Below are 23,862 nucleotides of genomic sequence, written 5' to 3'. Positions count from 1 at the left end.
GGAAAGACGAATATTAAGGATGTAAGATGGAAAATGTGAGGATGGAAAGTTGCGATATAGAAAGACATGGCGACCAAAAAAAGAACGGGGATAAATCATTCCGACCTATCCCCGTCATCTAAATTAACGCTCTCAGGTATATAAACAGGAAAAATCCAGATTTATTATGCGAGCGGGAAAAAATTATTTTTTTGTAACGGTTTTCTTTGTGGCTGCCTTAGGCTTTTTTTCTTCCGCTGTCTCTGCTGTAACTTTTGTAGCTTTTTTAGCAGGCGCTTTTTTTGCCGGGCTGGTTTTTTCAACTTCAACTTCAGATTTTGATTCTTCTGTTTCGGCTGAAACCTTTGTTGTTTTTTTAGTAGCAGCTTTCTTTACTGGAGCAGCTTTTTCAACCTTTGGTTGTTTTTCTTCTTTTACTGTTTCTTCTGCTTTTTTAGCCACTTTTACAGGCTGATCCACTACTTCTACAGGCTTTTGAGCTACCTCTACAGTTTTACTTTGTTGAAGAAAGGTATTTAATATTTGTTTAAGATAATCAGCAGGCTTCGGCATGGTAATCACTGTTCCTACTTCTTTATCTTGTGATTGTTTGATGTAAGCTGATTTTATCTTTCCCCAGTCTTTTGAGAAAAGTTTAATAAACATTTCAACAAAGGCATCATCAGTATATTTTTTAGGTAATCGGCCAATTACCGCTTGTATTTTTTCTTCTTTTTTATGTAGTATCGCCATGGATTTTATTTTCTTCAAAGATAACCTAATTTTAGTTTTAAAGTGTGGCTAAAATTAGGCCTCTAATTTTTCTCATCAGGCTCTGTATTTGAACCTTATGATTTACTTGTTTGTAAATCAATTGCCAGGTTAATCCAGTCGTTTTAACTCAACGATGATGAAAACTCATTGTTTGGAGAAAGATGTAAGTGAAAATGCAAAAAAATCTAGCTGTGGGATAGGGTGTGGGGATAGAGAAAGGGTTAGTGGAGAATCGCTGAAATTGTGCTTAAGCCTTTTCCAACACCAAAACAGTATCTTTCTTCCTGTTGGCTACCAGCCTTTCTCTATGTTGTAATCCCCAATCTCTAAGCTCATCTATTACCTTGTCTAAAGAGCTGCTGTACGGGGTTAATTCGTAAGTTACCGTCACTGGAGTAGTAGAAAATACCTTGCGTACTACAAATTCATTAAGTTCCAGTTCCTTCAGTTCTTTGGATAAAATTTTAGGCGTAATCTCGCCAAGTGATTTCTGGATCTCGTTGAAACGTTTTGGACCATTCTGCAAACTGATAATTAATGGAAGCTTCCATTTTCCGTTAAGCACATACAATGCATCTTTTACTGCATTTAAACTCGCATTGCAGCTTTCCAAATCGTGATTTTTGTCTTTAAAAGTCATGATGCAAAGTTAAAGGGTTTCCCAAAAGAGAGTACTATACTTTGGGAAACTAGTATCTTTTTGATATTAATTCATGGTATAACATATGAGATCAGGAAGTAAAGCAGCTAGTCTTGCCAGTTCTGCTGCATTTTTTTATAGGATTTCCTGGATACGGTTTTCTTCTTTTTTGAACGAGAAATCCCTTTTTTCTTCCGGGCATTAATATTGTTAACCAGGCTGTTTTTTACCCCCAGTTTATTTCGTTTCTTTTTACCTTTAGATTTTCTTTTAGCGTTACCCATAACATTGCTAACAAAGAAGAATGGCAAAAGGTTCAGGGAATGACTGACGATTAGTAAAAACTATATTTAAATCCTTTCCACAATCTGGCCCGATTTTACATTAGCATCAGCAAGCCATCGTACACTGAATTAACGATTACCTTGAAGTATCGTCATGTTTTTATGCTTCAAAATTCCTTTACAGCTCTACGAACGTACTTAAAAAAGCAAGTACATCACTTTCATTACCTGTGAACGGACCTGTTTTTGCCGTTTTTAGTCCAGCCATTGCAGCAGCAAAATTTCCCGCTTCTTCTACACCCGCAGCTTTAAACCGCTGGAATAAGTAACCCGCCATATAGGTGTCTCCACAACCAGTGGCATCAATAATTTCATCAGGAGGATAGGCCGGAATGGTATAAGATTCATTGCCGGCATAGATTACCGAGCCCTGGCTACCATTGGTAATGATAATTTCTTTAACCCCTAAATCTGCCACTACTTTTACCCCTTCTATGGTATCCTCACAGCCAGTTAAGGCCTGGAGTTCGGCAACATCTGCCTTTAAAATTTCTATAAAGGGTAAAACTTCAGCCATTTGAGGCCATTGGGTTGCATACACCTTTTTATCTTTTACTTCACGTAAAAACCCCTGAACATCCAGGCTTACCCTGGCTTTAGCCGCGAGTGTTTGAACGAGCTCGCTGGGAATATCATCGGCTAATAGGGGACCCAGGTGGAAAAAATTAGCATCAATGTTGTTAAATTGATCGCTGTGAAAGGGAGCAGCTTTGTGTAAAACATTTTGAGTTCTATCATCCTGATTCTCTCCATAGATGTTTTCAAAGTAAACCGTTTCAGGACTAGGGTAAGCCTTTACAGTTATATTCTTTTGCTGCAAATCGCGTACATATCCAAAATCAGCTTCTGCCAATGCAGTAACCAAAAGGTATTTGGCATTTAGCTGACTAAATGCACTGGAGAAATATAATGCTGTACCACCTGGCATATATAGGGTAGTGTGGGTATTAACTACCTTATCTGAAGTGATGTGGCCTACGCAACAAATATCATACATAGCCTTAATTTTGGTGTAAAATAATAAAAGCCTTCAACATTTTGTTGAAGGCTTTTCCAATGTAGCCCGTAGGGGAATCGAACCCCTGTTTCCAGAATGAAAATCTGGCGTCCTAACCCCTAGACGAACGGGCCATTTTTTAGTCTTAAGTCCTTAGTCTCAAGTCCGGAGGCTAATGACTCAAGACTGTCGACTCACGACTTAATTTGGTAGCGGGGACACGACTCGAACGTGCGACCTTCGGGTTATGAGCCCGACGAGCTACCAACTGCTCCACCCCGCACTCTATTTTTAACTTCTGATTTCGCATCTGAAGGAGTGCAAAGGTAAGTGTTATTTTCAATAATCAAAATAGTAAATGAAAATAATTTTAAAATAATTTAAAAAATGATTTTACCTGTGGTTTGTGTTGCATTATAACTTATTTGTAATCAATTAAATGTGCTGTTTTTGTTTATTTGTAGCTATTAGAAAAAAAATAAGAATTAAAATTATTTGGAAAGCTGGAATTTCTGTCGTTTCTTTGTTTATAATTAGTCTAAATAATAATAGTATTGCTTTTCTGATAAAGAAAGCCCTCAAAGATATGTTCAATATAGTTTTGGTTGGTTATGTTGATTATTAAGCCCTGTTTGCCCACGTTAATCTGACGTGGGTAAATCAGGCACTATGCGTTAATGCTACGTTCTTTAATTGTCGAGTGAAGGTTTTATTGCTCAGGCTTTTTGGAGTGTCTCTCCAGAAAAGTACCCGTATAACTAAAACCTGATTAAATTACATATCCTGATAACGCTTGTCATAAGAACGAACCACGACATCCAGGTTATCTTCTTTCTTTAAACAGAGTTTTTGCTTTAAGCGATACCTGGCCATCCGGATGCTTTTAGGCTCAATGCCTAACCTATTGGCGATCTCCTTATTATCTAATCCCATTAATATATAGGAGCAATATTTTAGGTCGAGCCTGGTGAGCGTTTCTCCTGCCTTTTCCTGCAAAGCACTAAAAAATCCGGGATGAATATCACCGATTGAATTTTGTTGAGCTGCATTTTCCTTGTCCTTACGAAGGTTTTGAGTAATAATCCGACCGATACTTTTGGCAGCGGTATCCGCAGAACTTTTTGATTTCTCTTTTAGTAATTCTAAAATTGTATTCTTTTCTTCCAGTTTTAACGTTCCCGCCAACAATTCACGCTCCAGCCATTCTGTGCGGTCTTGAAGTAAAGCTTGTTGGGCAGCGATTTTTTCCCGTTCCTTTTCTCCTAAAGATGCCAGCAACTCTGCCTCTTGTTTTTCCTGGAGGGATATCAGTATCCGCTGTTGCGAGCCTTTGAGTTTATAATGGTATATGCCCAATAACAAGCCCAGCACCAGTATGCTTGCTGAGCCTATGGCAACATATAGCCAGTTTATCTGCCGGTTTAAATTTGCCCGCTCACGCAAGTTTGCGATTTCCAGATCACGCTGTTCAGATTGATATTGTTCTTCCAGTTGTTGAACAGCAGCAAGCTTTTGGGCATCAAAAACCTTCTTGTAATATGCTGTGTAGCGCTTATAATAAGTTAAGGCTTTAGCTTTATCGCCACTTTGTTCAGCCAGGTTGGAAAGTCCGAGCATTAATCGCGAACGGGTAATATCTACACCTGGCGAAGCCTTATCTAGTTCAGTAATTCCAGTTTGGAGGTAATTTTCTGCACTTTGATAGTCGCCCCGGCGCATGGCATACTCGCTCATAATGCCGTAGCAATTGGCAATAACCTCTGGAGTATTGGTTTTTTTGGCTACTTCGAGTGCATGACTAACATAAAGATTGGCACTATCCCTGAAATTCTCCGGAAAATACTTAAAGTAAATATTAGCCAAATTAAGTGCTGTAACCGAAGCATTGCTTTGAATCACAATCTTGTTCTGATGCTGGCGGTAAAATTCAACTGTCTTCCGGTAATAATAAATCGCAGAATCGAGGAGTGCTCTTTTTGTTGTATTGGCTTCAAAAGCAGAAAAGAAACTATGCGCCAAAGTCATATATCCAATTTGTAGGTCATCGGGATATTTACTCTTTTTAGACAGCTGTAAGGCTGCGACCGCATATTTGTGTTGTTTTAATGTATCACTTCCATAGGCATAAATACTTGCCGCATAGTGATTGATCAAGGTTTGGTAGCTGAATGCCCTGCGGTCTGCGCTGCTCTTCAATAATTTATCGGCGGTAATAAATGCAGACATGGCTTTTTCATTCTCATTCTTATTCAATTCAAACCAGCCCTTACGAAGCCAGGCATAACCGCTAAAAAGCGGATTAGTTGATTTCGCTGCACTGCGCATCGCGCTGTCTATATAAGCTGCGGCACGTTTTTCCTGTCCTTTTCTCATCAAGAGATGGCCGGCAGAGGCATAGCAAAAAGCAACAATACCTTTTTCTTTCTCTTTTTTGGCTAACGCTGTAGCCTGCAAAGACAGGTCTATAGCCTTCTTAACATCAGTTTCGTAAGTTGCCCGGGCCAGTTCGGCCATTACAACAGGTTGCGCTGCCTGCTCTGCCTTAGCAAGTACATTTTTTAAGGAATCGATAACAAGTATTTGCGCGTTGATGCAAGTGTTGATGGCGAACGTGAAGATAGAGAGAAAGATGGCGGTTTTTTTTAACATTTCTGAGGTAGGAGTAGGGTTTAAAGATGGCTATATAACCTAAGCGAATATACATTTAACAACGCATGGTAGATTTTGTTGTAGACGATTTGTAGACGCTTGTTTTTTTATTGGTAGACAGATTGTAGTTGGCTATTTCTTGCTCTGGCGCAATTGGGGGCGTAATTTTGACCTAATTAATTTATTTTCTCAATCTAAAAAAAATCTATTATGTCAAACAAAACCATGGCCATTTTGGCTTACGTTACCATCATAGGATGGGTGGTAGCTTATCTACAGTATAAAAAAAGTTCGGACAGAAACCCTTTGGTTAATTACCATTTAGGTCAATCATTGGGTTTAATCATTTTAACCTTTATCCTGGGGATAGTGATATCAATTGTGGTAAGTATTGTACCCTCATTATACTTCTTGTCGCTTATCTTGAGCGTACTAAGCCTGGTGTTTTTATTGCTGGGCGTAGTGGCAGCCAATAATGAAGTCATTAAGCCTCTTCCAATCGTAGGAAAACTTTTTGAAGGCAAATTCAACTTTGTGAGCTAGATAAATAGAAGCATAAGCAGTAATGAAAGTAATTATGAGCTCTTATGCGTTAGAAACAGGATGTTAACGTTTCTCCGGCCGCCGGGGTTGCCAGATATTTTGCGTTAGTTCTGGTAACGCTGGCTGGCTTTTTTTTCATCACTTAATTGTTAAACTTATGGAAAGCGAAGAAATGAGTTCCCTTCAGCATCAACAGGCAAAAACTGCAGTTATTTCAGGTAATCTGGCCATCAAATGGGGGATTTACCTTTATGGGATATATGCCCTGTTTTTGTTATTGGAGTGCATTGATTTCCTGGCTTACCTGCATACACCTGATCCCGGGTATCATCCCACCTACAATATTGTTCATGTAGCTTTTTTTATCGTGGAGCTAATTGTTTATGTTTCAATTACGCTGGGTTTTATCATCCAGCTGAATGTTAGCGATAAAAAACCTGCTACGGTGATTGTTACTGTATTGCTTATTACCGGAATCAGAATTTTTATGGTTTATTATCTTTATCTGCAAAGCGAACCTGAAGTTCATTTCGTTCCATACATCTACAAAAAATCAAACGAATTAAGTGGGGTTGTTCGATCGCTGCTGATTTCCGCCCAAATCATTTGGGGAATAATCTGTTTGTGGGTATGGATCATAGCAGGTAAAAAAGTAAATAAATCCAAAGCTAACTTCCAGGTGGCAAGCAAATAGTAACCGCATATTTCTTTTAATTTTCGACCTGTGGATGTCATAATAAATTATAGGATCTACATACTGACTTTCGATTCGGCGATACTGATGACGGGCCTGCTTAATACAAGGAAAAAAACCTGCAATCATTTAATTTGCAGGATTTATTAGCCGTTAGGGGGATGGAGCCTCACTAGCTACCAACTGTTCTAGTTTGCACTCTATTTTATTGGTAATCAGGCGTTATGTGGTAAAGCTATCTTCTGCAATTTTAGAGTGAAAAAAGTGTTACTTTAGTATTTAAATTGAACTGGGTGTAGCAAAATCTAACCGCTAACCGTTTTCATTTAAAACTCTTATGAAAAATAAACGCTATCTCAGTTTGGTTTTTTTGTTAACCATTTTTGGTTGTAATGATTTTCCATTTAAATCGTGTACCAAGGAGTTTAGGTATATTGGTATCACTTTTACCAATAAGGCTGGTCAGCCACGTGCGGTAAAAAACTTTAAGGTAGTAAACAAGAGAACCGATGAAGAGATTTTTTCTTCTTCGCATGGAGCATCAAGAGGCGAGTATGTTGTAATCGATGACTCCTCGGTTGAAAAAGTGCGTTCGAGTGGAGATGAATTAATTGTTTCTGTGTTGGATAGTGTAAACAATGCCACAAAAAGCGTGTCCGTCAAGGTTAAGGGTGGAAGAGGTGCTTGCCATATTGAGAGAATTTCAGGTCCTGAGCAGGTGCAGCTGGAATGATGCTGTGTTTGCAGTAATATTTTTATTGCCGGGTAGCTGGGGTATGGGAGCTGCTTGTGGAATGCTTAAAACAAACTACTTATGATAAACAAGAATCATGTCGTTTTGCTGTCCTTCTTGCTCGTTTTGGCTTGCAAGGAAAAAGAATCTGTTAAAATCTGTTCTGAGGAGTACCGATCCATTAATATAACCTTTAAAAATAAGTCTGGTGAAGGGCGGGCTGTCAAAGATTTTAAGGTTGTTAATAAAAGGACTAATGAACAGATCGTATCAGCATCTACCGGTCTGCTGAAAGGGGTGTATGTGGTAATTAATGACTCTAGTCTGGAAAAAGTGACTGAAGCTGGTGATGAATTAATCGTTTCAGCATTGGATACTGTGAATAATTTAACCAAAAGTGTGATTGTAAAGGTTAAGGGAGGGCGCTCGGCCTGCCATGTAGAAAAGTTGTCGGGGCCAGAGCAGGTGGAACTGGAGTAGGTTTTTATTTTTCCTGAGCCTGTAAGCGCTCCTCTGTAATGGTCTTGTCGTATTCGCCCAGTGCTATTAACTTAAGCTTAACCCTGTCAGTCTGAGCCTGTCGAAGACCTTCTTAATAAGTCGAAAACTAAAATGGATTACCTTCGACAGGCTCAGGATGACAATCCGTTTTAGTTTTCTCCTTAAGTTAACAGCATTGGTATTCGCCCAGTGTAATTGCCATATGTACACCTCTTTTCCTTTTATATTATTTCCGAAATTTATCAGACTGTTAAAATAAAATCGAAATGATATGAGAAAAATAATTGTTTTATCCCTTGTTACACTAGACGGAGTAATGCAGGCACCAGGTGGCCCTGAAGAAGACCCATCAGCAGGTTTTCAATACGGAGGTTGGACCGCACCTTACGGAGATGAAGAATATGGCAATGCCATGCAAAAACAGTTGTTGCCAGCCGATCTTCTTTTAGGAAGAAAAACATTTGACATTTGGGAAGATTATTGGCCTAAACATGCCGAGCAATGGCCAGGTGTGAACGAAGTAACCAAGTACGTTTTATCCAATACCAAAGAAAAGTCTGATTGGGTAAACACGGTGTTCGTTAAAAATGTAGACGATATTAAAAAGCTTAAAAACACCGAAGGCGCTGAAATTAAAATTTGGGGCAGCAGTAAGCTTGTTCAGCTCTTGCTTAGTCATGATCTGGTGGATGAATTTTGGCTCAATATCCATCCGGTGGTTTTAGGGAAAGGTAAGAAGTTGTTTGATGATCATGCTATCCCGGCTGCTTTTACACTGGCAGAAAGCACAGTAACCAGTAGTGGGGTGATCGTAGTTAATTATACCAAAACAGGTGAAGTGAAAACAGGTACTGTTGGGGTTTAAAAGGGGGCGTTTTTTCTTTATAATAGATGTTTGTTATTTATTCAATATCCTAAATGAGTAAACGAAATAATTACACTTATGCTGTGGAATACAAATTTGTGTTATTTTGTTTACTGCCAATTGTTTAGCGAGTAAATCTTGGCGTATTATTTGATTGTTTAACAAGAATTGTTAAATTTGTAAATGCCTCTAAAGAAAGCACATATCACTGTTAGCACCCGCAAACCCAAACAGTTAAAAACTGTCAAAGTGGTCCCAGGGGGTATTGCTGTGGTTGCAAGTGCAGTTAAAGGTAAAGTAAAAAAGTCCTCGGTTGTTTCAGGCGCTGCGAAAAAGTCTTTTGCAGATATGGTTAAGCAGAAAGAGGTCATTGCTCTTGCATTCCAAAAAGGAGAGGCTGTAGCTCAAATCAAAGGTGTAAGATTTGTTAAGCCCTTCTAAATTATATCCCCACGAATCAGGCTATTTTTTCTACACCAGCGACAAGCGGTATTTTAATATTTATTTCACCATATATACAATTCAGTTAAAAGAAAAAGGTGAGCTAAGGTCTGAAGATAAGATTATGATCGGCTTATCACCGATACCTTTCGTTCCTGAACCTTACACCACTGAAGAGCTTTATTTTAGCGATGGTAGACCCGGAGAAGAAATTAATGCTGCAATAGTCACTGCGATTAAAAAGTTCTTTGCAAACAATCAGAAAGAAATACTGCTATACCTATTGTCTACTAAAAAAGGACAGCAAGCTGCCAGGAAAAAACGATTTAAAGACATAGTGGATCAGCTTGGCGAAGAAATTACCTACTACAACTATGAGTTTGACAACGGATATCCTGACAATGGGTTTCTTGTGCTTACAAATAATCCAAGTATCGAGGCTATTAAGGCATTGTTTGATCGGTATGTCAAACAGTTTTCTGAAGAATAAATTCAGAAACTATAAAAACAATGTTAGGCATTACGTTTGCGGGGTTCTGATCTTGTTGAGCAACCTTATTTACATCGAACCAAAATGTGGCTTTCAAATAATTTCTGAGAGATAATATTTTTCTGAAAACTAAAAAGCCGCTCTACTTTCGTAAAGCGGCTTCGTAGCCCGTAGGGGAATCGAACCCCTGTTTCCAGAATGAAAATCTGGCGTCCTCACCCCTAGACGAACGGGCCATTTTTTTTAGTCTTAAGTACTTAGTCTCAAGTCCGGAGGCTATTGACTCAAGACTGTCGACTCACGACTTAATTGGTAGCGGGGACACGACTCGAACGTGCGACCTTCGGGTTATGAGCCCGACGAGCTACCAACTGCTCCACCCCGCACTATATACAACTCGTCTGCTACTCTTGTTAAATCCTTAACACTGTTTCCGAATTGGAATGCAAAGATATAATTCGTTTCTTTGTAGTGCAAATTTTTTTAAAAAAATATTTCAATGGCGCATAAAGCAGGTTTTGTAAGTATAATAGGTAAGCCGAATGTTGGTAAATCTACCCTTATGAATGTGCTTGTAGGTGAGCGACTTAGTATCATTACTCCTAAGGCACAGACTACAAGGCATCGTATATTAGGCATCGTTAACGAAGAAGATTTTCAGATCGTATTTTCGGATACTCCGGGGATAATTAAGCCAAAATATAGCTTGCAAGAGAGTATGATGAGCTTTGTTAACGGATCATTAACAGATGCAGATGTACTTTTATTTGTAACCGATATTCACGAACAGTACGATGAAGAGGATGTTTTAGAGAAAGTTTTAAATCGTAATATCCCTACCATTGTACTCATTAATAAAATAGATACCGCAGATCAGGCTCAGGTAGAAGAGAAGATTACATATTGGCAGGAGAAGATTAATCCCTTAGCTATTTATGCTATTTCGGCCTTACATAAACACAATGTAGATGGTTTGCTGGATAAAGTTTTGGAAATTCTTCCTGAACACCCACCTTATTATGATAAAGAAGATTTAACCGATCGTTCAGAGCGATTCTTTGTTTCAGAAATGATTAGGGAGAAAATTTTCACCAACTATCAGAAGGAGATTCCTTACAGTACCGAAGTGATTATCAAATCATTTAAAGATGAAGAAGAAACCCTCGGTAAGAAAGGTGGTATAATCAGGATTAGTGCAGAGATTATTGTAGAACGCGATTCGCAAAAGAATATCCTCATCGGTAAAGCGGGAAGTATGCTGAAAAAGGTAGGCACCGAGGCACGTCTGGAAATTGAAAAATTTTTAGAGCGAAAAGTGTTCCTGGAGATGTTTGTAAAGGTGATTCCCGACTGGAGAAGTAAAAAGAACTATCTAAAAAGCTTTGGCTACGAAAATTAACCGTACCTTTGCAGGCTCTTTGGAAAAAGGGTTAGTTGTTGATAGTCAATGGTTGATGTTAAAAATATCAATTGGTTGAACTCAGCATCAAACAAAAAAGGGGCAGCAATTGCTGTTAATATAAGTGTATTAATGACAAAAACGTGCCCTAAAACATTAAGTTTAATAACATTACAGCCAGATCATGAGTAATATTATCGCCATCGTAGGCAGGCCGAACGTAGGCAAGAGCACACTTTTTAACAGATTAACCGAAAGCCGTAAAGCCATTGTTGATGATTTTAGCGGGGTAACCCGCGACAGACATTATGGTGTTGGTGAGTGGACTGACAAACAGTTTACTGTAATTGATACCGGAGGTTACGTTTCTGGTTCTGATGATGTTTTCGAGGCTGCTATCCGCGAGCAGGTACTTATCGCTATTGAAGAAGCCAGTGTGGTATTGTTCATGGTAGATGTAACTGTAGGGGTTACCGATTTGGATGACGAGATTGCTAAGGTACTTCGCAGAAGTAAAAAGCCTGTTTTTGTTGTTTCTAACAAGGTAGACAATACCGCTTTACATAATGAAACTGGTGTTTTTTATAGTTTTGGTTTAGGGGAAGTTCATGCGGTTTCTTCTATGACGGGCTCTGGAACAGGAGACTTATTAGATGAAGTAATCAAGCATTTTGAAGATGAGCCTGAAGAGGAAAATACACTTCCAAAGATTACCATCGCTGGTAGACCTAACGTGGGTAAATCTTCGTTGATTAATGCTTTAATCGGTAAGGAACGTAATATCGTAACTGATGTAGCAGGTACCACCCGCGATTCAATTAAAATTCATTACAATCAGTTCGGGCATGAATTTACCTTAATTGATACTGCAGGATTACGTAAGAAAACCAAGGTTAAGGAAAATATAGAGTTTTACTCTGTAATGCGTACCATTAAGGCTTTAGAAGAAGCAGATGTAGTGGTATTGATGATTGACGCTGTAGAGGGGATCGAAAGTCAGGACATTAATATTTTTCACTTAGCTGAGAAAAATAAAAAGGGTGTAGTTATCCTGGTTAACAAATGGGATTTGATTGAGAAGAATACTAAAACCATGAAGGTTTTTGAAGACGAGATCAGAGAACGCATCAAGCCTTTTACCGATGTTCCTATTATTTTTACTTCGGTATTGAACAAGCAACGTATTTTTAAAGCAATTGAAGAGGCTTTAGAAGTTTATAAAAACCGCGGAAAGAAAATTCCTACTTCTAAGCTGAATGACGTTATGCTTCCTTTAATTGAAGCTTATCCGCCACCGGCATTAAAAGGAAAACACATTAAGATTAAATACATTACACAGATTAACGGTACTTCTCCAATGTTTGCCTTCTTCTGTAATTTGCCACAATACATTAAGGATCCATATAAGCGTTTCTTAGAGAATAAGTTAAGAGATAATTTTAATTTCTCTGGAGCACCTATACAGATCTTCTTCAGACAAAAATAATTAGGGGGGTAGCGTGTCATCGCACGAACCAATCTTAAAGCATATTCATTATACCAGAAAAGCAGGGATATTCCATTCAGGAGATTAACCTGCTTTTCTTTTTTACATCAAAGGCGATGGAAAATAAAATAACCGTTGTAAATAGTACCTTATCTGATATAGATACCATTTTCGACTTTTACGATATGGCTATAGCGCATCAAAAAAAGGTATTCAACAAGCATTGGCAGGGATTCAGCAGAACAATGGTCGAAACTGAAATTGCGGAGAACCGGCAATATCAAATCTTGGTTGACGGGCAAACGGCCTGTATTTTTGCCGTCACTTTTGATGATGCATTAATCTGGGGCGATCGCGACCATGATGCCATTTATATCCACCGCATTGTTACCCATCCAGATTTTAGGGGCTTTTCATTTGTGAAGAAAATTATCGATTGGGCTAAGGTATTCTGCGCGCAAAATAACCTGAAATTTATCCGGATGGATACCTGGTCGGATAATGAAAAACTACTTCAGCACTATACTCAAAGCGGTTTTGATTACGTAGGGATAGCCGATTTGAAAAAGTCAGAAGGGCTGCCGAAACATTACGAGGGGATTAGTTTGAGTCTCTTCGAGATAAAGATTTAAGTATAGGCTTTGTTTTTGAATGTATTCTGTGTGCTTATTACCGCGCTTGCGTTTTTTTTAACCATATAAGCCATAGAAGTAATTATAAGCCCAACTTGGTGCCCTTTGGGGTAAAAAATACGCTATTTAACCACAGAGAAAAGGAGTTTTACACAGAGAAACACTTAGGCAGGTTTTAAAGACTTAAAGGAAAACTAAACCTTAATGTTCTTAGTGCCTTCGTTGTAAAATTATGCATCTAACTTTGTGTCCTTTGTGCCTTCTTCTCTGTGCCCTTTGTGGTAAAAAAAAACGCTATTTAACCACAGAGAAAAGGAGTTTTACACAGAGAAACACTGAGAAAAGCTCCAAAACAAAAATGATAGTGGTTTTTTAGCGCCTTCGTGGTAAAAATTATTCACCCAACTCTGTGTCCTTTGTGCCTTCCTCTCTGTGCACTTTGTGGTAAAAACACGCTATTTCCGGTTCAACAGATAGCAAAACTCGTTTTTATTCCAGCAGCTTCAACGTATGATCCAGCGATTCCCTGTTTCCCCAGGCCTGGTGGCCAGTAACCACAAATGTGGTATTAGGATATTTCTTTTTCGTCTTTTGGATATTACCAGGCCATGCCTTCAAGTCCGACTCGGTGATGTTGCCCAAATTAGAAGCCTCAGTACTTTTAACAAAACAACCACCAAATAGTACCTGGTCTTTTCCGAACCAAATGAGGATGTTGTCTTTGGTGTGGCCTCCGCCAGGATAAAAGGTGTTGATTTTATATTGCCCAACAGTGAAGGTGGTATCCTTACCGAAAGTATGTTGTGCCCGGGGCTCCTTATTGGCTTTCAGTATTTGATCTGTTAATTTACTGGTGTAGGTTTTAATGCCTTTACTTTTAAAAAAGGCCAGGCCTCCGGCCCTATCGGCGTGCGAATGCGTGGCAATGGCTAAAACTACTTTTTGGTGGTGTTTAGCTTGAATGCTATCTAAAAAAGGCTGGAATTGTTTGGGCTCCCAGGGCGCATCAATCACTACTACGCCTTTATTGGTAACCAAATACATGGCATTGGCATCTGTTAAGCTGCCTTTATAGGTATTATAGGTTGTATAAACATAAAGATCACCTTTTAAAGGTGTAATCTTTAATGGTGTTTGCTGCCCAATAGCGTTTGTAAAAATAAAACTGAAAACCAGGGAAAGGGTAAAACGCATATCAATTAATTTAATTTTAGTTGCCAACTGAGCATGTCATCTACTTCGCCAACGTGGATAAAGCCATTCTTTTCCAATACAGAATAAGAGGGAACATTATCCTTTGTTGTGGCTGCAAATACAGATTTGACTTTGGGCTGCTCTTTTGCCCATTGGATTAACCTTCCTACCGCTTCGGTCATAAAACCCCTCCCTCTAAATTCTTCGTAGGTACCATAACCAATTTCAATTTCTCCGTTTTGATCGGGTTCGCCAACAAAGCAAATATCACCTACCATTCTGTGGTCGGGTTTCGAGATAATGGTCCAAAGTGTGTGGTATAAATAATCCTTGTCCTGATCAAAAACGTTTGGAAGGATACTATATTTTAAGGCCTCCTGAAGTTCGGGCGAAATATTTTTCTTAGTTGGTAACAGATCAAATTCTTTTTCTAAGGAATGGTCATCCTTAACATATTTTAAAAGCTGACTGTGGCTTAAGGGCCTTAAAATTAAACGGTCGGTCTCGATCATAAAAATGGGCGTTAACTGAAATAAAATTAGTGTTTTACATTTGGTTTTTGCGGTGGCTTCGAGCGTTTTGCATAAAGATTACAGCCTAACTTTAAATTAAAAAGGCTATTTCGTTTGATTTTGTACGTGTAAATCCAAAATTTTCCAGTTTTAGTAGACTTTAATTACTTGTCCGGTAACAATGCCCAATACACTTTTTTCAAAAGCCTTCACTACTTTGTCCATACTCACCGGAGTTTCGCCTGGAAAGGAATCAAAATAGGCGGGAGAATCTTCTACCACATTGGGGCTAATGGCATTTAACCGGACATGGTTTTGTAGTTCAGCAGCTGCAGCTATTACAAAAGAGTTAAGTCCGCCATTAATGGTGCTCAAAGCGGCACCGGCTGCTACAGGATGATCGGCAAGAATACCAGATGTTAAGGTAAAGGAACCCGAGGGGTTAATGTAATGCTGTCCGATGAGCACCAGGTTAATTTGGCCCAATAATTTATCCAGTAAACCTTTCTTCATATTATCGCCGGTCATTTGCTGTATTTTTGCGAAAGGACCTTTGCCTGTAGTACTGATCAGGGCATCGAAGGGGCCAATTTGATCGAACATTTTTTTGATGGAAGATTCATCGGTAATGTCCACCTGAAAATCTCCACGGGTGTGACCTACCCGGATAACTTCATGTTTTGTGGCGAAGGCATCTGCTACTTTTTTACCCAATGTTCCGGTAGCACCAACAATAATAATTTTCATATCAATAGCATTTGATAGGAAACAATTAAGGGGTAGTAAATTGTTTTTCTTTATTGAAAATTTAGCTATTGTAAATTCGCAAGTGCTTGTTTTACGGCGTTATCACTTTGGTTGGCTGCTTTGTAATAACCAACATCGCCAAGATAGTAACGGCAGAGCAATGCCTTTAAGTCGTTTAAAATAATGGCTTTGGAGTTGTAAAGCTGAAAGCGATCTATGGGTACATTTCTGCGTTGCATGAAACCGATAAAATCCTTAAAATCATTATCTGAAATATTAAAGGTATTGATGTTTTGCTCAACAAAAGCAGCGCTGTAACGGAAAGTCAGAATGTTAAATACATAATCAGACAATATTTTCTTACTTACCAGCGTGCTGTAAAACCGATTATACCCTGCAGTGTCTAATTTCACAAATACATCGGGCTGTATGCCGCCAACCGGTTTAATTCTTTTAGGTATGTTAACGTTTACACCTTCAGCCTTCTCAATAGAATCTTTAAAAGAAGTCCGGTCGCCGGTTAATTCACCATCCATCATGCGCTCATCCAATTCATGCTTATAGGCATCGTAACCTTTTTTGTACGATTTCTGGATGCTTCTGCCCGAAGGCGTATAATATCTGGCAATGGTTAAATTTAGGGCAGAGCCATCATTAAAGGCAAATTGTTCTTGTACCAGGCCCTTACCAAAAGATCGGCGGCCAACAATAATTCCACGGCCCAAATCCTGTATCGCGCCAGCCACAATCTCACTTGCCGAAGCCGTATTTTCATTAATTAAGATGGCCAGTTTACCATTTTGAAAGGCACCTGTTCCGGTAGAAAAGTAATCGGTTCTTGGCTCGTGCTTGCCCTGGGTGTAAACAATAAGTTTGTTTTCGGGCAAAAACTGATCAGCAAGGCCTGTTGCAGCAGTAAAATAACCACCTCCGTTATCCCTCAGGTCGAGAATAAGTTTTTTCATTCCCTTGGCTTTAAGGTTAGCCGCTGCGGCAGAGAAGTCGCTATCTGTATTGGCACCAAATTTACTGATCCTTACATAACCTGTTTCATTATTGATCATGTAGGCGGCATCAATGCTGCTAATGTTAACCTTGCCACGGGTTACCATAATGCGGTTGGGTTGTGTACTGCCATTGTGCAATAATACTACGCCAACACCAGTACCTGATTTACCCCTGAACCTGCCTGTTAGCTGGTCTTTGGGAAGCATCCTTCCGCTAACCATGGTAGAGTCTATACTCAATATTTTATCGCCAAGCTTAATTCCGGCCTGATATGCAGGACCATCCTTAACTACTCCTGTTACCATCATGGTATCATTGAGCATATAATATTCGATGCCTACCCCTTCAAAGTTTCCTTCCAGGTTATCGGTCATGTCTTGTGCATCAGTTGGCGGCAGGTATACGCTGTGTGGATCCAGCTGATGTAAAACGCTGTCGATAGGGAGGTTATGTAGCGAATCTGTATTGATTTCATCTACATAATTTTTATTGATGATGTGAAGGATTTCGTCTAATTTCTCGGAGTTGGTATTGGCCAATTGCGGACTTCTTTGAACACCAAATCCCTGATCCTTGATGAATTTAATACCCAAGATCATTCCGGCAATTAAAACGATGGAATAACTTAAGGCGATGAGTAGATTGTATCGGGTGTTCTTTTTCATTAGCGTCACTGCAAATTTATGAAAATTAGCGGGTTGATGTATTTTTTTAACCCTATTTTCATACATTTTGTTTATATTATTTTGAGGTAACTTTTTTACATCGGGATCAAATCTTCATTTTGCCTGATATTTTTGAATTTTTAAGAGAGATTTTAGAAAGAATTTACCGAATTTTATCAAAATTAAAGTTATGAATAGAGTAACCGAGTCGGAATCGCACTATAACCACATTGAGAAAATGTCGGTAATGGAGGTTTTACAAGGCATTAATAATGAGGATAAAACGGTTGCTTACGCAGTGGAGAAATCGTTGCCTCAAATAGAAAAATTAACTTCGGCTGTTGCCGAAAGAATGAAAAAAGGTGGCAGGTTATTTTACATTGGTGCCGGAACCAGTGGGAGATTAGGTGTGGTAGATGCTTCAGAATGTCCGCCAACTTATGGTGTCCCTTTTGATTGGGTTGTAGGCATTATTGCTGGTGGCGATACGGCCATCAGAAAAGCAGTAGAGTTTGCAGAAGACGATGTGGAGCAGGCCTGGAAGGATTTGATGGAGTTTGAGATTAACGAAAAGGACTGTTTAGTAGGTTTAGCCGCTTCTGGTACTACGCCTTATGTAATTGGGGGGTTGAATACTGCCCGTAAGCACGGCGTTTTAACGGGCTGCATTGTTTGCAATACCGGTGGACCCATTGCTGCAGAATCTGATTTCCCTGTAGAGGTAGTAGTAGGGCCTGAGTTTGTTACGGGATCTACCCGGATGAAATCTGGAACGGCACAAAAACTGGTTTTAAACATGCTGAGTACCACTGTTATGGTTCAATTGGGCCGGGTGGTTGGCAATAAAATGGTTGATATGCAGTTAACCAATCATAAACTGGTTGACCGGGGAACGTTAATGGTGGCTGATGAACTTCAGATCAGTTATGATGACGCTGCAGATTTACTTAACCGTTACGGAAGCGTAAGGAAAGCCGTAGAAGCAGGACATCAAGCGCCTCATTAATGTAAAGGATGACGATTTTGGATTAAGATCGTTCATCATGACGTACAACCATCAAAATTTGAACTGATGCACGAGATTGAGCCTTACTATCAATGGAGAGATGAATACATTTCAGCTGAAGACGAACGTTCTCCATTTTACAATACAGAATACTCTGAGTTATATTTCGATAAGCAGATTTATAACTTTTTATTACACCCGCAATGGGACGAGTTTGGTTCGAACACACTTTACATGAAAGTGCTGTTTGCCGATTATGACCGGGCTTATGCCATTATTGAATTTATCGGCGAATGGAACGATGCCATCAATAATGATATTATGATGCTGAAACGCGATATTTTAGAGCTGATGATGGATGAGGGGATTAACAAATTTATACTCATTGGCGAAAATGTGCTTAACTTTCATGCTTCAGACGACAGTTATTATGAAGAATGGTTTCAGGAAGTAGAAGATGGCTGGATAGTTGGGGTTAATTTTCAAGAGCATGTAATTAGCGAGTTTAGAGATAACAATATCGATTATTACATTAACTTCGGAGGTGAATTGGATAATCTTCCATGGAGAACACTAAAACCGTTACAATTCTTTAAGAAAGTTGAAGAACAGCTGACAAAAAGATTAAACTAAAAACTTATTTTTATATTCATAAATACACAAAATAACAATGGAACAACAAAATTATCAATATCAGGACAACAGTGTTTTTGTTCAGCAAGGCAGTGTTTCTAAAAAATTCTTTGCACATGTTTTTACCTGGATGTTTGTAGCGCTTAGTCTTTCTACTGTGGCTGCTTATTTATTCGGAACAAGTGAGAACTTAATGCAGTATCTGTTAACCATCAATCCTTCAACAGGTAAAGTGGGGATGTCAATATTTGGCTATATCGCGATGTTTGCACCCCTTGGCTTGGTTCTATTAATGGGTTTTGGTTTAAGTAGATTATCGTTACCAGCCCTTATCGGCGTATTTGTACTTTATTCTGTGTTAACAGGTATTAGCTTGAGCTTTATCCTCTTAACCTATACTTCAGGGTCAATTGTAAGCTGTTTTGGTGGTGCCGCTTTAATTTTTGGTATTATGGCCTTTATGGGTTACACTACCAATATCGATTTAAGCAAGTTTGGTCCCATCTTAATGGTAGGCGTTATCGCCTTAGTTATTGCAAGTGTGATCAATATGTTTATCCAAAGTGAGCAATTCAGTTTGTTTATGGCATTTATTGGTATTGCAATTTTCACGGCATTAACTGCTTATGATGTACAAAAAATTAAGAGAATAGGTGAGGGAATTGAAGCAAGCGGAGAGCAGGTTTTACAGGTAGAATCTAAAAAGATGGCTATTGTTGCTGCTTTATCACTTTATCTTGATTTCTTAAATATCTTCCTTTTCTTACTTCGTATTTTCGGAAGTAGAAAATAAGGGCATATAGGTTTACAATTTTCTGTTTAAACCGAACAATATTCGTTAAGGCTGTGCAATTTTGCATGGCCTTTGTAATTTTATTTGGCAGCAGGGCGATAATTTTTGGAAATGATGTTGCTTTGTTGCATTTTTGTATGCTTATTAAGAAAGACGGAGGGATTAGACCCAACGAAGTCTTAGCAACCTGTGCCAACAAGGTGCTAAATTCTATCCCGATTTATTCGGGGAAAGATAAGTTTAGGAAGTACAATCGCGTGCCAACTTTTTAAATAAGCTTTTAAAGTATCGGGTATAAAGTATCAAGTATCAAGACAATGCTGCTGATCGGGATTTTTCTTTGATCAATTTTTTGTCGCTACAAGTCAGTCTTGATACTTGATACTAGTTACTTACTACTAGACAACAACAAATGGGTATAAGAGAAGAATTAGAGAAACGTATTTTGGTGATTGATGGTGCTATGGGTACTATGATTCAGCGCTATACTTTAACGGAAGAGGATTTTAGAGGCGAGCGTTTTAAAGACCATCCCAGTGATGTGAAGGGCAATAATGATTTGCTTAACATCACACGTCCCGATATTATTAAGCAAATTCACTTAGAATATCTGCAATCGGGTGCCGATATAATAGAAACCAATACCTTCAGTACGCAGCGTATTTCTATGGCCGATTACCAGATGGAAGAGCTGAGCTATGAGCTGAGTTTTGAAGGGGCACGCATTGCTAAAGAGGCTACAACAGAATTTATGGCACAAAACCCAGATCGGGTTTGCTTTGTTGCGGGTGCTGTTGGACCTACCAACCGAACGCTTTCTTTATCGCCAGATGTAAATGATCCGGGTTTCAGGGCCATTAGTTATGAGGAATTGTTTGATGCTTATTATGAGCAGGTTCGTGGTTTGGTAGATGGTGGTTCAGATCTCCTCCTTATTGAAACCATTTTCGATACTTTAAATGCAAAAGTGGCTATTGCCGCTATTAAAAAATATGAAGAAGTTGTCGGTCGGAAATTGGAGATTATGATCTCTGGTACCATTACCGATGCTTCCGGCCGTACACTTTCTGGGCAAACCGCAGAGGCCTTTTTAAATTCTGTAGTACATGCCAAGCCTTTAAGTATTGGTTTTAACTGTGCTTTAGGTGCTAAGGAGATGCGTCCACACATTGAAGAGTTGGCTGCAAAGGCAGGGTGTTATGTTTCTGCCTATCCCAATGCCGGCTTGCCGAACGAGTTTGGTGCTTATGATGAGCAACCTCATGAAACCGCTCATTTGGTAGATGATTTCATTACCTCGGGCTTTGTGAATATTGTAGGGGGCTGTTGTGGTACTACGCCAGATCATATTGGCTGTATTGCGGCCAATGCACGTAAGGCCAGTCCGCGTAAAATTCCTACACCAGCTACCAACATGCGTTTAAGTGGTTTGGAACCTGTAACCATTACTCCGGAGAGTATTTTCGTGAATGTGGGAGAGAGAACCAATATTACCGGATCGCCAAAGTTTTCAAAACTGATTTTAAGTGGCGATTATGAAGCAGCACTTGCCGTTGCCCGTCAGCAGGTAGAAGGTGGTGCGCAGGTAATCGATGTTAACATGGATGAAGGGATGTTGGATTCGGAAGCAGCGATGACCAAATTCCTTAACCTGATTGCTTCCGAACCTGATATTTCGAAATTGCCCATCATGGTTGATTCGTCGAAATGGAGTGTAATTGAGGCTGGGTTGAAATGCTTGCAGGGTAAGGGTATCGTAAACTCTATTTCCTTAAAAGAAGGGGAAGAGAAGTTTATAGAGAGTGCGAAGAAAATCATGGTTTATGGTGCTGCGGTGGTAGTGATGGCATTTGATGAAAAGGGCCAGGCCGATAACTATGAGCGTAGAATAGAAATTTGTAAAAGAAGTTATGATATTCTGGTTAACGAGGTTGGTTTTCCACCTCAGGATATCATATTCGACCCCAATATATTAACAGTAGCAACGGGATTAGACGAGCATAATAATTATGCAGTCGATTTTATTAATGCTACCCGCTGGATTAAACAAAACCTGCCCTTTGCGAAAGTAAGTGGTGGGGTATCTAACATTTCATTCTCTTTCAGAGGAAATAATGTGGTGCGTGAAGCCATGCACTCGGCCTTTCTTTACCATGCCATTCAGGCCGGTATGGATATGGGGATTGTAAATGCGGGTATGCTGGAGGTGTATCAGGAAATTCCACCAGAATTATTAGAAAGGGTGGAAGATGTGTTGCTCAATCGTAGAGATGATGCTACTGAGCGCCTGGTAGAATTTGCAGAAACGGTAAAATCAAAAGGTAAGGAGATTGTAAAGGATGAAGAGTGGAGAAAGGGAACAGTGGAAGAAAGACTATCTCATTCTTTGGTGAAAGGCTTAATTGAGCATTTGGATAGTGATGTAGAAGAAGCCAGACAAAAATATCCTCGCCCCATTCAGGTGATTGAAGGGCCATTAATGGACGGGATGAACATTGTAGGGGACTTATTTGGTGCCGGAAAAATGTTCTTGCCTCAGGTGGTAAAATCTGCCCGTGTAATGAAAAAGGCGGTGGCGTATCTGCTCCCTTTTATCGAACAAGAGAAGCTAGACAATCCGGATCAAGACCAGAACTCATCTGCAGGGAGGGTATTACTCGCTACTGTAAAAGGCGATGTGCACGATATCGGGAAAAATATTGTTGGTGTTGTTTTAGCCTGCAATAACTTTGAGGTAATTGATATGGGCGTAATGGTTCCTGCACAGGAAATCATTAAAAAGGCCAAAGAAATCAATGCCGATATTATTGGTTTAAGTGGATTGATTACGCCATCTTTAGATGAAATGGTTCACTTTGCTAAAGAAATGGAAAGGGAAGGCTTTACTATTCCGTTAATTGTAGGTGGAGCAACAACGTCCAGAATCCATGCGGCAGTGAAAATTGCACCAAGTTATTCGGGGCCTGCCATTCACGTACTGGATGCTTCCAGAAGTGTAACGGTTTGCAGTACGTTGATGAATGGCGAAGCGCGCGATAGCTATATCAATCAGATTAAAGAAGAATATGATAAGGCGCGTGAAGCGCATTTAAACAAGCGTTCTGATAAACGTTTTAAAACGATTGAGGAAGCACGTGAAAATAAATTTAAGATAGATTTTCAACCTAACCTCCCTGTACCTGCATTTACGGGCACTAAGGTGTTTGATGATTATCCTTTAGATGAACTGGTGCCTTATATCGACTGGACACCGTTCTTCCATACCTGGGAGCTTCGCGGAAGCTACCCTAAAATTTTCGATGACAAAAATGTAGGTTCGGAAGCTAAGAAGCTTTTTGATGATGCACAAACCTTATTGAAGCGGGTATTGGACGAAAAACTGTTTACTGCTAAGGGCGTAATTGGCTTTTGGCCGGCAAATTCGGTAGGAGACGATATTGAGTTGAGCGTGGAGAGTTCTGAGTTGGGAGATGCAAAACTCCAAACTCCAAACTCCAAACTCGTAACTATGCATACCTTGAGGCAGCAGGCAGAGAAAGTAGATGGTCAGCCGTATTATGCGCTATCTGATTTTATTGCTCCTAAGGAAACGGGTATTCAGGATTATTTTGGTGGCTTTGCGGTAACTACTGGTATAGGTGTAGATGAACTTGTAGCAGAATTTGAAGCCAACCATGACGATTACAACAGCATTATGGCTAAGGCGCTGGCAGATCGTTTAGCAGAAGCTTTCGCTGAGCGCATGCATGAGCGTGTACGTAAAGAATTTTGGGGCTATGCCAAAGATGAACACCTAAGCAACCAGGAGTTAATTAAGGAAGAATATGCGGGAATCAGACCGGCACCAGGTTACCCTGCCTGTCCGGAACATACCGAAAAAGGCACCTTATTTGCCCTGCTTGATGCGGAAAACAGAATTGGCTTACGCCTGACTGAAAGCTATGCCATGTACCCTACTGCTGCGGTAAGTGGTTTCTACTTCGCTCACCCTGAATCGAGATATTTTGGCTTAGGAAAAATCACCAAAGATCAGATTGAAGATTATGCCATCCGTAAGAATATGCCGGTAGAGGAAGTGGAGCGGTGGTTGAGCCCTAATTTAGCTTATTAGACATTAGTATTTAGTAGAAAGTACTT

Annotated in this window: 23 protein-coding genes, 4 tRNA genes and 1 riboswitch; of the genes, 14 read left to right on the top strand and 13 right to left on the bottom strand. The window is 39.6% G+C overall.

Annotated elements, in window-relative coordinates:
• Positions 1-183: 183 nt before the first annotated feature.
• The 7 genes from BMX11_RS24230 to BMX11_RS04775 form a co-directional block, all read right to left on the bottom strand.
• Entirely contained in the window at positions 184-750 is a 567-nt protein-coding gene (locus BMX11_RS24230; protein WP_175474470.1) for a hypothetical protein, read from the bottom strand.
• Between the two features lie 250 nt (positions 751-1,000).
• On the bottom strand, positions 1,001-1,393 hold the full coding sequence (locus BMX11_RS04800; protein ID WP_090881985.1) for a winged helix-turn-helix transcriptional regulator: 393 nt from the start codon (positions 1,391-1,393) through the stop codon (positions 1,001-1,003).
• Between the two features lie 107 nt (positions 1,394-1,500).
• Positions 1,501-1,677: a hypothetical protein gene (locus BMX11_RS24225; RefSeq protein ID WP_175474469.1), complete on the bottom strand. Its 177-nt coding sequence runs from the start codon at positions 1,675-1,677 to the stop codon at positions 1,501-1,503.
• Between the two features lie 178 nt (positions 1,678-1,855).
• Positions 1,856-2,734 (bottom strand): PfkB family carbohydrate kinase, encoded by an 879-nt coding sequence (locus BMX11_RS04795; RefSeq protein WP_090881983.1) that lies wholly within the window; start codon positions 2,732-2,734, stop codon positions 1,856-1,858.
• A 62-nt stretch (positions 2,735-2,796) separates the two neighbouring features.
• Positions 2,797-2,868: transfer RNA gene (locus BMX11_RS04790), tRNA-Glu, on the bottom strand.
• Positions 2,869-2,941: 73 nt separating this feature from the next.
• A tRNA-Met gene (locus BMX11_RS04785) sits at positions 2,942-3,017 on the bottom strand.
• A gap of 491 nt (positions 3,018-3,508) precedes the next feature.
• Positions 3,509-5,383: a helix-turn-helix domain-containing protein gene (locus BMX11_RS04775; RefSeq protein ID WP_090881979.1), complete on the bottom strand. Its 1,875-nt coding sequence runs from the start codon at positions 5,381-5,383 to the stop codon at positions 3,509-3,511.
• Positions 5,384-5,593: 210 nt separating this feature from the next.
• On the opposite strand from BMX11_RS04775, the gene BMX11_RS04770 reads away from it, so the two are divergent.
• The 7 genes from BMX11_RS04770 to BMX11_RS04740 all read left to right on the top strand — a co-directional run bounded on the left by BMX11_RS04770 (position 5,594) and on the right by BMX11_RS04740 (position 9,650).
• Positions 5,594-5,926, top strand: coding sequence for a magnetosome magnetite crystal formation protein family (locus BMX11_RS04770; protein WP_090881977.1), 333 nt, complete (start codon positions 5,594-5,596; stop codon positions 5,924-5,926).
• 157 nt (positions 5,927-6,083) lie between these two features.
• On the top strand, positions 6,084-6,620 hold the full coding sequence (locus BMX11_RS04765; RefSeq protein ID WP_090881975.1) for a hypothetical protein: 537 nt from the start codon (positions 6,084-6,086) through the stop codon (positions 6,618-6,620).
• A gap of 337 nt (positions 6,621-6,957) precedes the next feature.
• Positions 6,958-7,353, top strand: a complete 396-nt coding sequence (locus tag BMX11_RS04760) for a hypothetical protein (RefSeq protein ID WP_090881974.1) — start codon at positions 6,958-6,960, stop codon at positions 7,351-7,353.
• An 81-nt stretch (positions 7,354-7,434) separates the two neighbouring features.
• Positions 7,435-7,833: a hypothetical protein gene (locus BMX11_RS04755; protein WP_139180128.1), complete on the top strand. Its 399-nt coding sequence runs from the start codon at positions 7,435-7,437 to the stop codon at positions 7,831-7,833.
• A 292-nt stretch (positions 7,834-8,125) separates the two neighbouring features.
• Positions 8,126-8,719 (top strand): dihydrofolate reductase family protein, encoded by a 594-nt coding sequence (locus BMX11_RS04750; RefSeq protein ID WP_090881970.1) that lies wholly within the window; start codon positions 8,126-8,128, stop codon positions 8,717-8,719.
• A gap of 183 nt (positions 8,720-8,902) precedes the next feature.
• On the top strand, positions 8,903-9,160 hold the full coding sequence (locus tag BMX11_RS04745; RefSeq protein ID WP_090881967.1) for a hypothetical protein: 258 nt from the start codon (positions 8,903-8,905) through the stop codon (positions 9,158-9,160).
• A 124-nt stretch (positions 9,161-9,284) separates the two neighbouring features.
• On the top strand, positions 9,285-9,650 hold the full coding sequence (locus tag BMX11_RS04740) for a hypothetical protein (RefSeq protein ID WP_139180127.1): 366 nt from the start codon (positions 9,285-9,287) through the stop codon (positions 9,648-9,650).
• 164 nt (positions 9,651-9,814) lie between these two features.
• Here the strand turns inward: BMX11_RS04740 and BMX11_RS04735 are convergent.
• Positions 9,815-9,886, bottom strand: a tRNA-Glu gene (locus tag BMX11_RS04735).
• Between the two features lie 74 nt (positions 9,887-9,960).
• A tRNA-Met gene (locus tag BMX11_RS04730) sits at positions 9,961-10,036 on the bottom strand.
• A gap of 113 nt (positions 10,037-10,149) precedes the next feature.
• Between BMX11_RS04730 and era the strand changes: the two genes are divergently transcribed.
• The 3 genes from era (at position 10,150) to BMX11_RS04715 (ending at position 13,167) form a co-directional block, all read left to right on the top strand.
• Complete coding sequence (era, locus tag BMX11_RS04725; protein WP_090881963.1) at positions 10,150-11,049, top strand: GTPase Era; 900 nt, start codon at positions 10,150-10,152, stop codon at positions 11,047-11,049.
• Between the two features lie 184 nt (positions 11,050-11,233).
• The gene (gene der, locus BMX11_RS04720) at positions 11,234-12,535 is read left to right on the top strand and encodes a ribosome biogenesis GTPase Der (protein WP_090881962.1); all 1,302 of its coding nucleotides are present in this window, start codon (positions 11,234-11,236) and stop codon (positions 12,533-12,535) included.
• A gap of 116 nt (positions 12,536-12,651) precedes the next feature.
• On the top strand, positions 12,652-13,167 hold the full coding sequence (locus BMX11_RS04715) for a GNAT family N-acetyltransferase (protein WP_217643806.1): 516 nt from the start codon (positions 12,652-12,654) through the stop codon (positions 13,165-13,167).
• Between the two features lie 489 nt (positions 13,168-13,656).
• Here the strand turns inward: BMX11_RS04715 and blaB1PEDO are convergent, their stop codons facing one another.
• The 4 genes from blaB1PEDO to BMX11_RS04695 all read right to left on the bottom strand — a co-directional run bounded on the left by blaB1PEDO (position 13,657) and on the right by BMX11_RS04695 (position 17,293).
• Positions 13,657-14,361 (bottom strand): PEDO-3 family subclass B1 metallo-beta-lactamase, encoded by a 705-nt coding sequence (gene blaB1PEDO / locus BMX11_RS04710; protein WP_090882142.1) that lies wholly within the window; start codon positions 14,359-14,361, stop codon positions 13,657-13,659.
• 5 nt (positions 14,362-14,366) lie between these two features.
• Complete coding sequence (locus tag BMX11_RS04705) at positions 14,367-14,873, bottom strand: GNAT family N-acetyltransferase (protein WP_090881960.1); 507 nt, start codon at positions 14,871-14,873, stop codon at positions 14,367-14,369.
• A gap of 150 nt (positions 14,874-15,023) precedes the next feature.
• Entirely contained in the window at positions 15,024-15,620 is a 597-nt protein-coding gene (locus BMX11_RS04700; RefSeq protein WP_090881958.1) for a short chain dehydrogenase, read from the bottom strand.
• 65 nt (positions 15,621-15,685) lie between these two features.
• Positions 15,686-17,293 (bottom strand): S41 family peptidase, encoded by a 1,608-nt coding sequence (locus tag BMX11_RS04695; RefSeq protein WP_090881956.1) that lies wholly within the window; start codon positions 17,291-17,293, stop codon positions 15,686-15,688.
• Positions 17,294-17,483: 190 nt separating this feature from the next.
• Between BMX11_RS04695 and murQ the strand changes: the two genes are divergently transcribed.
• The 4 genes from murQ (at position 17,484) to metH (ending at position 23,836) form a co-directional block, all read left to right on the top strand.
• Complete coding sequence (gene murQ, locus BMX11_RS04690) at positions 17,484-18,299, top strand: N-acetylmuramic acid 6-phosphate etherase (RefSeq protein WP_090881954.1); 816 nt, start codon at positions 17,484-17,486, stop codon at positions 18,297-18,299.
• Between the two features lie 66 nt (positions 18,300-18,365).
• Entirely contained in the window at positions 18,366-18,932 is a 567-nt protein-coding gene (locus BMX11_RS04685; protein WP_090881952.1) for a hypothetical protein, read from the top strand.
• Between the two features lie 37 nt (positions 18,933-18,969).
• Complete coding sequence (locus BMX11_RS04680; RefSeq protein ID WP_090881950.1) at positions 18,970-19,725, top strand: Bax inhibitor-1/YccA family protein; 756 nt, start codon at positions 18,970-18,972, stop codon at positions 19,723-19,725.
• 138 nt (positions 19,726-19,863) lie between these two features.
• A riboswitch (SAM riboswitch) is annotated at positions 19,864-19,966 on the top strand.
• 171 nt (positions 19,967-20,137) lie between these two features.
• Entirely contained in the window at positions 20,138-23,836 is a 3,699-nt protein-coding gene (gene metH / locus BMX11_RS04675; RefSeq protein ID WP_090881948.1) for a methionine synthase, read from the top strand.
• Positions 23,837-23,862: the final 26 nt, after the last annotated feature.

Source organism: Pedobacter rhizosphaerae (assembly GCF_900111155.1).
GTDB classification, from domain to species: Bacteria; Bacteroidota; Bacteroidia; order Sphingobacteriales; family Sphingobacteriaceae; genus Pedobacter; species Pedobacter rhizosphaerae.
The sequence above is the reverse complement of the archived record's forward strand: the minus strand, read 5'-3'. Positions and strand labels throughout refer to the sequence as shown.

Coding starts and splice junctions, on each gene's coding strand:
- BMX11_RS04800 (WP_090881985.1), bottom strand. CDS start 1,393: ATGACTTTTAAAGACAAAAATCACGATTTGGAAAGCTGCAATGCGAGT.
- BMX11_RS24225 (WP_175474469.1), bottom strand. CDS start 1,677: ATGGGTAACGCTAAAAGAAAATCTAAAGGTAAAAAGAAACGAAATAAA.
- BMX11_RS04795 (WP_090881983.1), bottom strand. CDS start 2,734: ATGTATGATATTTGTTGCGTAGGCCACATCACTTCAGATAAGGTAGTT.
- BMX11_RS04775 (WP_090881979.1), bottom strand. CDS start 5,383: ATGTTAAAAAAAACCGCCATCTTTCTCTCTATCTTCACGTTCGCCATC.
- BMX11_RS04770 (WP_090881977.1), top strand. CDS start 5,594: ATGTCAAACAAAACCATGGCCATTTTGGCTTACGTTACCATCATAGGA.
- BMX11_RS04765 (WP_090881975.1), top strand. CDS start 6,084: ATGGAAAGCGAAGAAATGAGTTCCCTTCAGCATCAACAGGCAAAAACT.
- BMX11_RS04760 (WP_090881974.1), top strand. CDS start 6,958: ATGAAAAATAAACGCTATCTCAGTTTGGTTTTTTTGTTAACCATTTTT.
- BMX11_RS04755 (WP_139180128.1), top strand. CDS start 7,435: ATGATAAACAAGAATCATGTCGTTTTGCTGTCCTTCTTGCTCGTTTTG.
- BMX11_RS04750 (WP_090881970.1), top strand. CDS start 8,126: ATGAGAAAAATAATTGTTTTATCCCTTGTTACACTAGACGGAGTAATG.
- BMX11_RS04745 (WP_090881967.1), top strand. CDS start 8,903: ATGCCTCTAAAGAAAGCACATATCACTGTTAGCACCCGCAAACCCAAA.
- BMX11_RS04740 (WP_139180127.1), top strand. CDS start 9,285: ATGATCGGCTTATCACCGATACCTTTCGTTCCTGAACCTTACACCACT.
- era (WP_090881963.1), top strand. CDS start 10,150: ATGGCGCATAAAGCAGGTTTTGTAAGTATAATAGGTAAGCCGAATGTT.
- der (WP_090881962.1), top strand. CDS start 11,234: ATGAGTAATATTATCGCCATCGTAGGCAGGCCGAACGTAGGCAAGAGC.
- BMX11_RS04715 (WP_217643806.1), top strand. CDS start 12,652: ATGGAAAATAAAATAACCGTTGTAAATAGTACCTTATCTGATATAGAT.
- blaB1PEDO (WP_090882142.1), bottom strand. CDS start 14,361: ATGCGTTTTACCCTTTCCCTGGTTTTCAGTTTTATTTTTACAAACGCT.
- BMX11_RS04705 (WP_090881960.1), bottom strand. CDS start 14,873: ATGATCGAGACCGACCGTTTAATTTTAAGGCCCTTAAGCCACAGTCAG.
- BMX11_RS04700 (WP_090881958.1), bottom strand. CDS start 15,620: ATGAAAATTATTATTGTTGGTGCTACCGGAACATTGGGTAAAAAAGTA.
- BMX11_RS04695 (WP_090881956.1), bottom strand. CDS start 17,293: ATGAAAAAGAACACCCGATACAATCTACTCATCGCCTTAAGTTATTCC.
- murQ (WP_090881954.1), top strand. CDS start 17,484: ATGAATAGAGTAACCGAGTCGGAATCGCACTATAACCACATTGAGAAA.
- BMX11_RS04685 (WP_090881952.1), top strand. CDS start 18,366: ATGCACGAGATTGAGCCTTACTATCAATGGAGAGATGAATACATTTCA.
- BMX11_RS04680 (WP_090881950.1), top strand. CDS start 18,970: ATGGAACAACAAAATTATCAATATCAGGACAACAGTGTTTTTGTTCAG.
- metH (WP_090881948.1), top strand. CDS start 20,138: ATGGGTATAAGAGAAGAATTAGAGAAACGTATTTTGGTGATTGATGGT.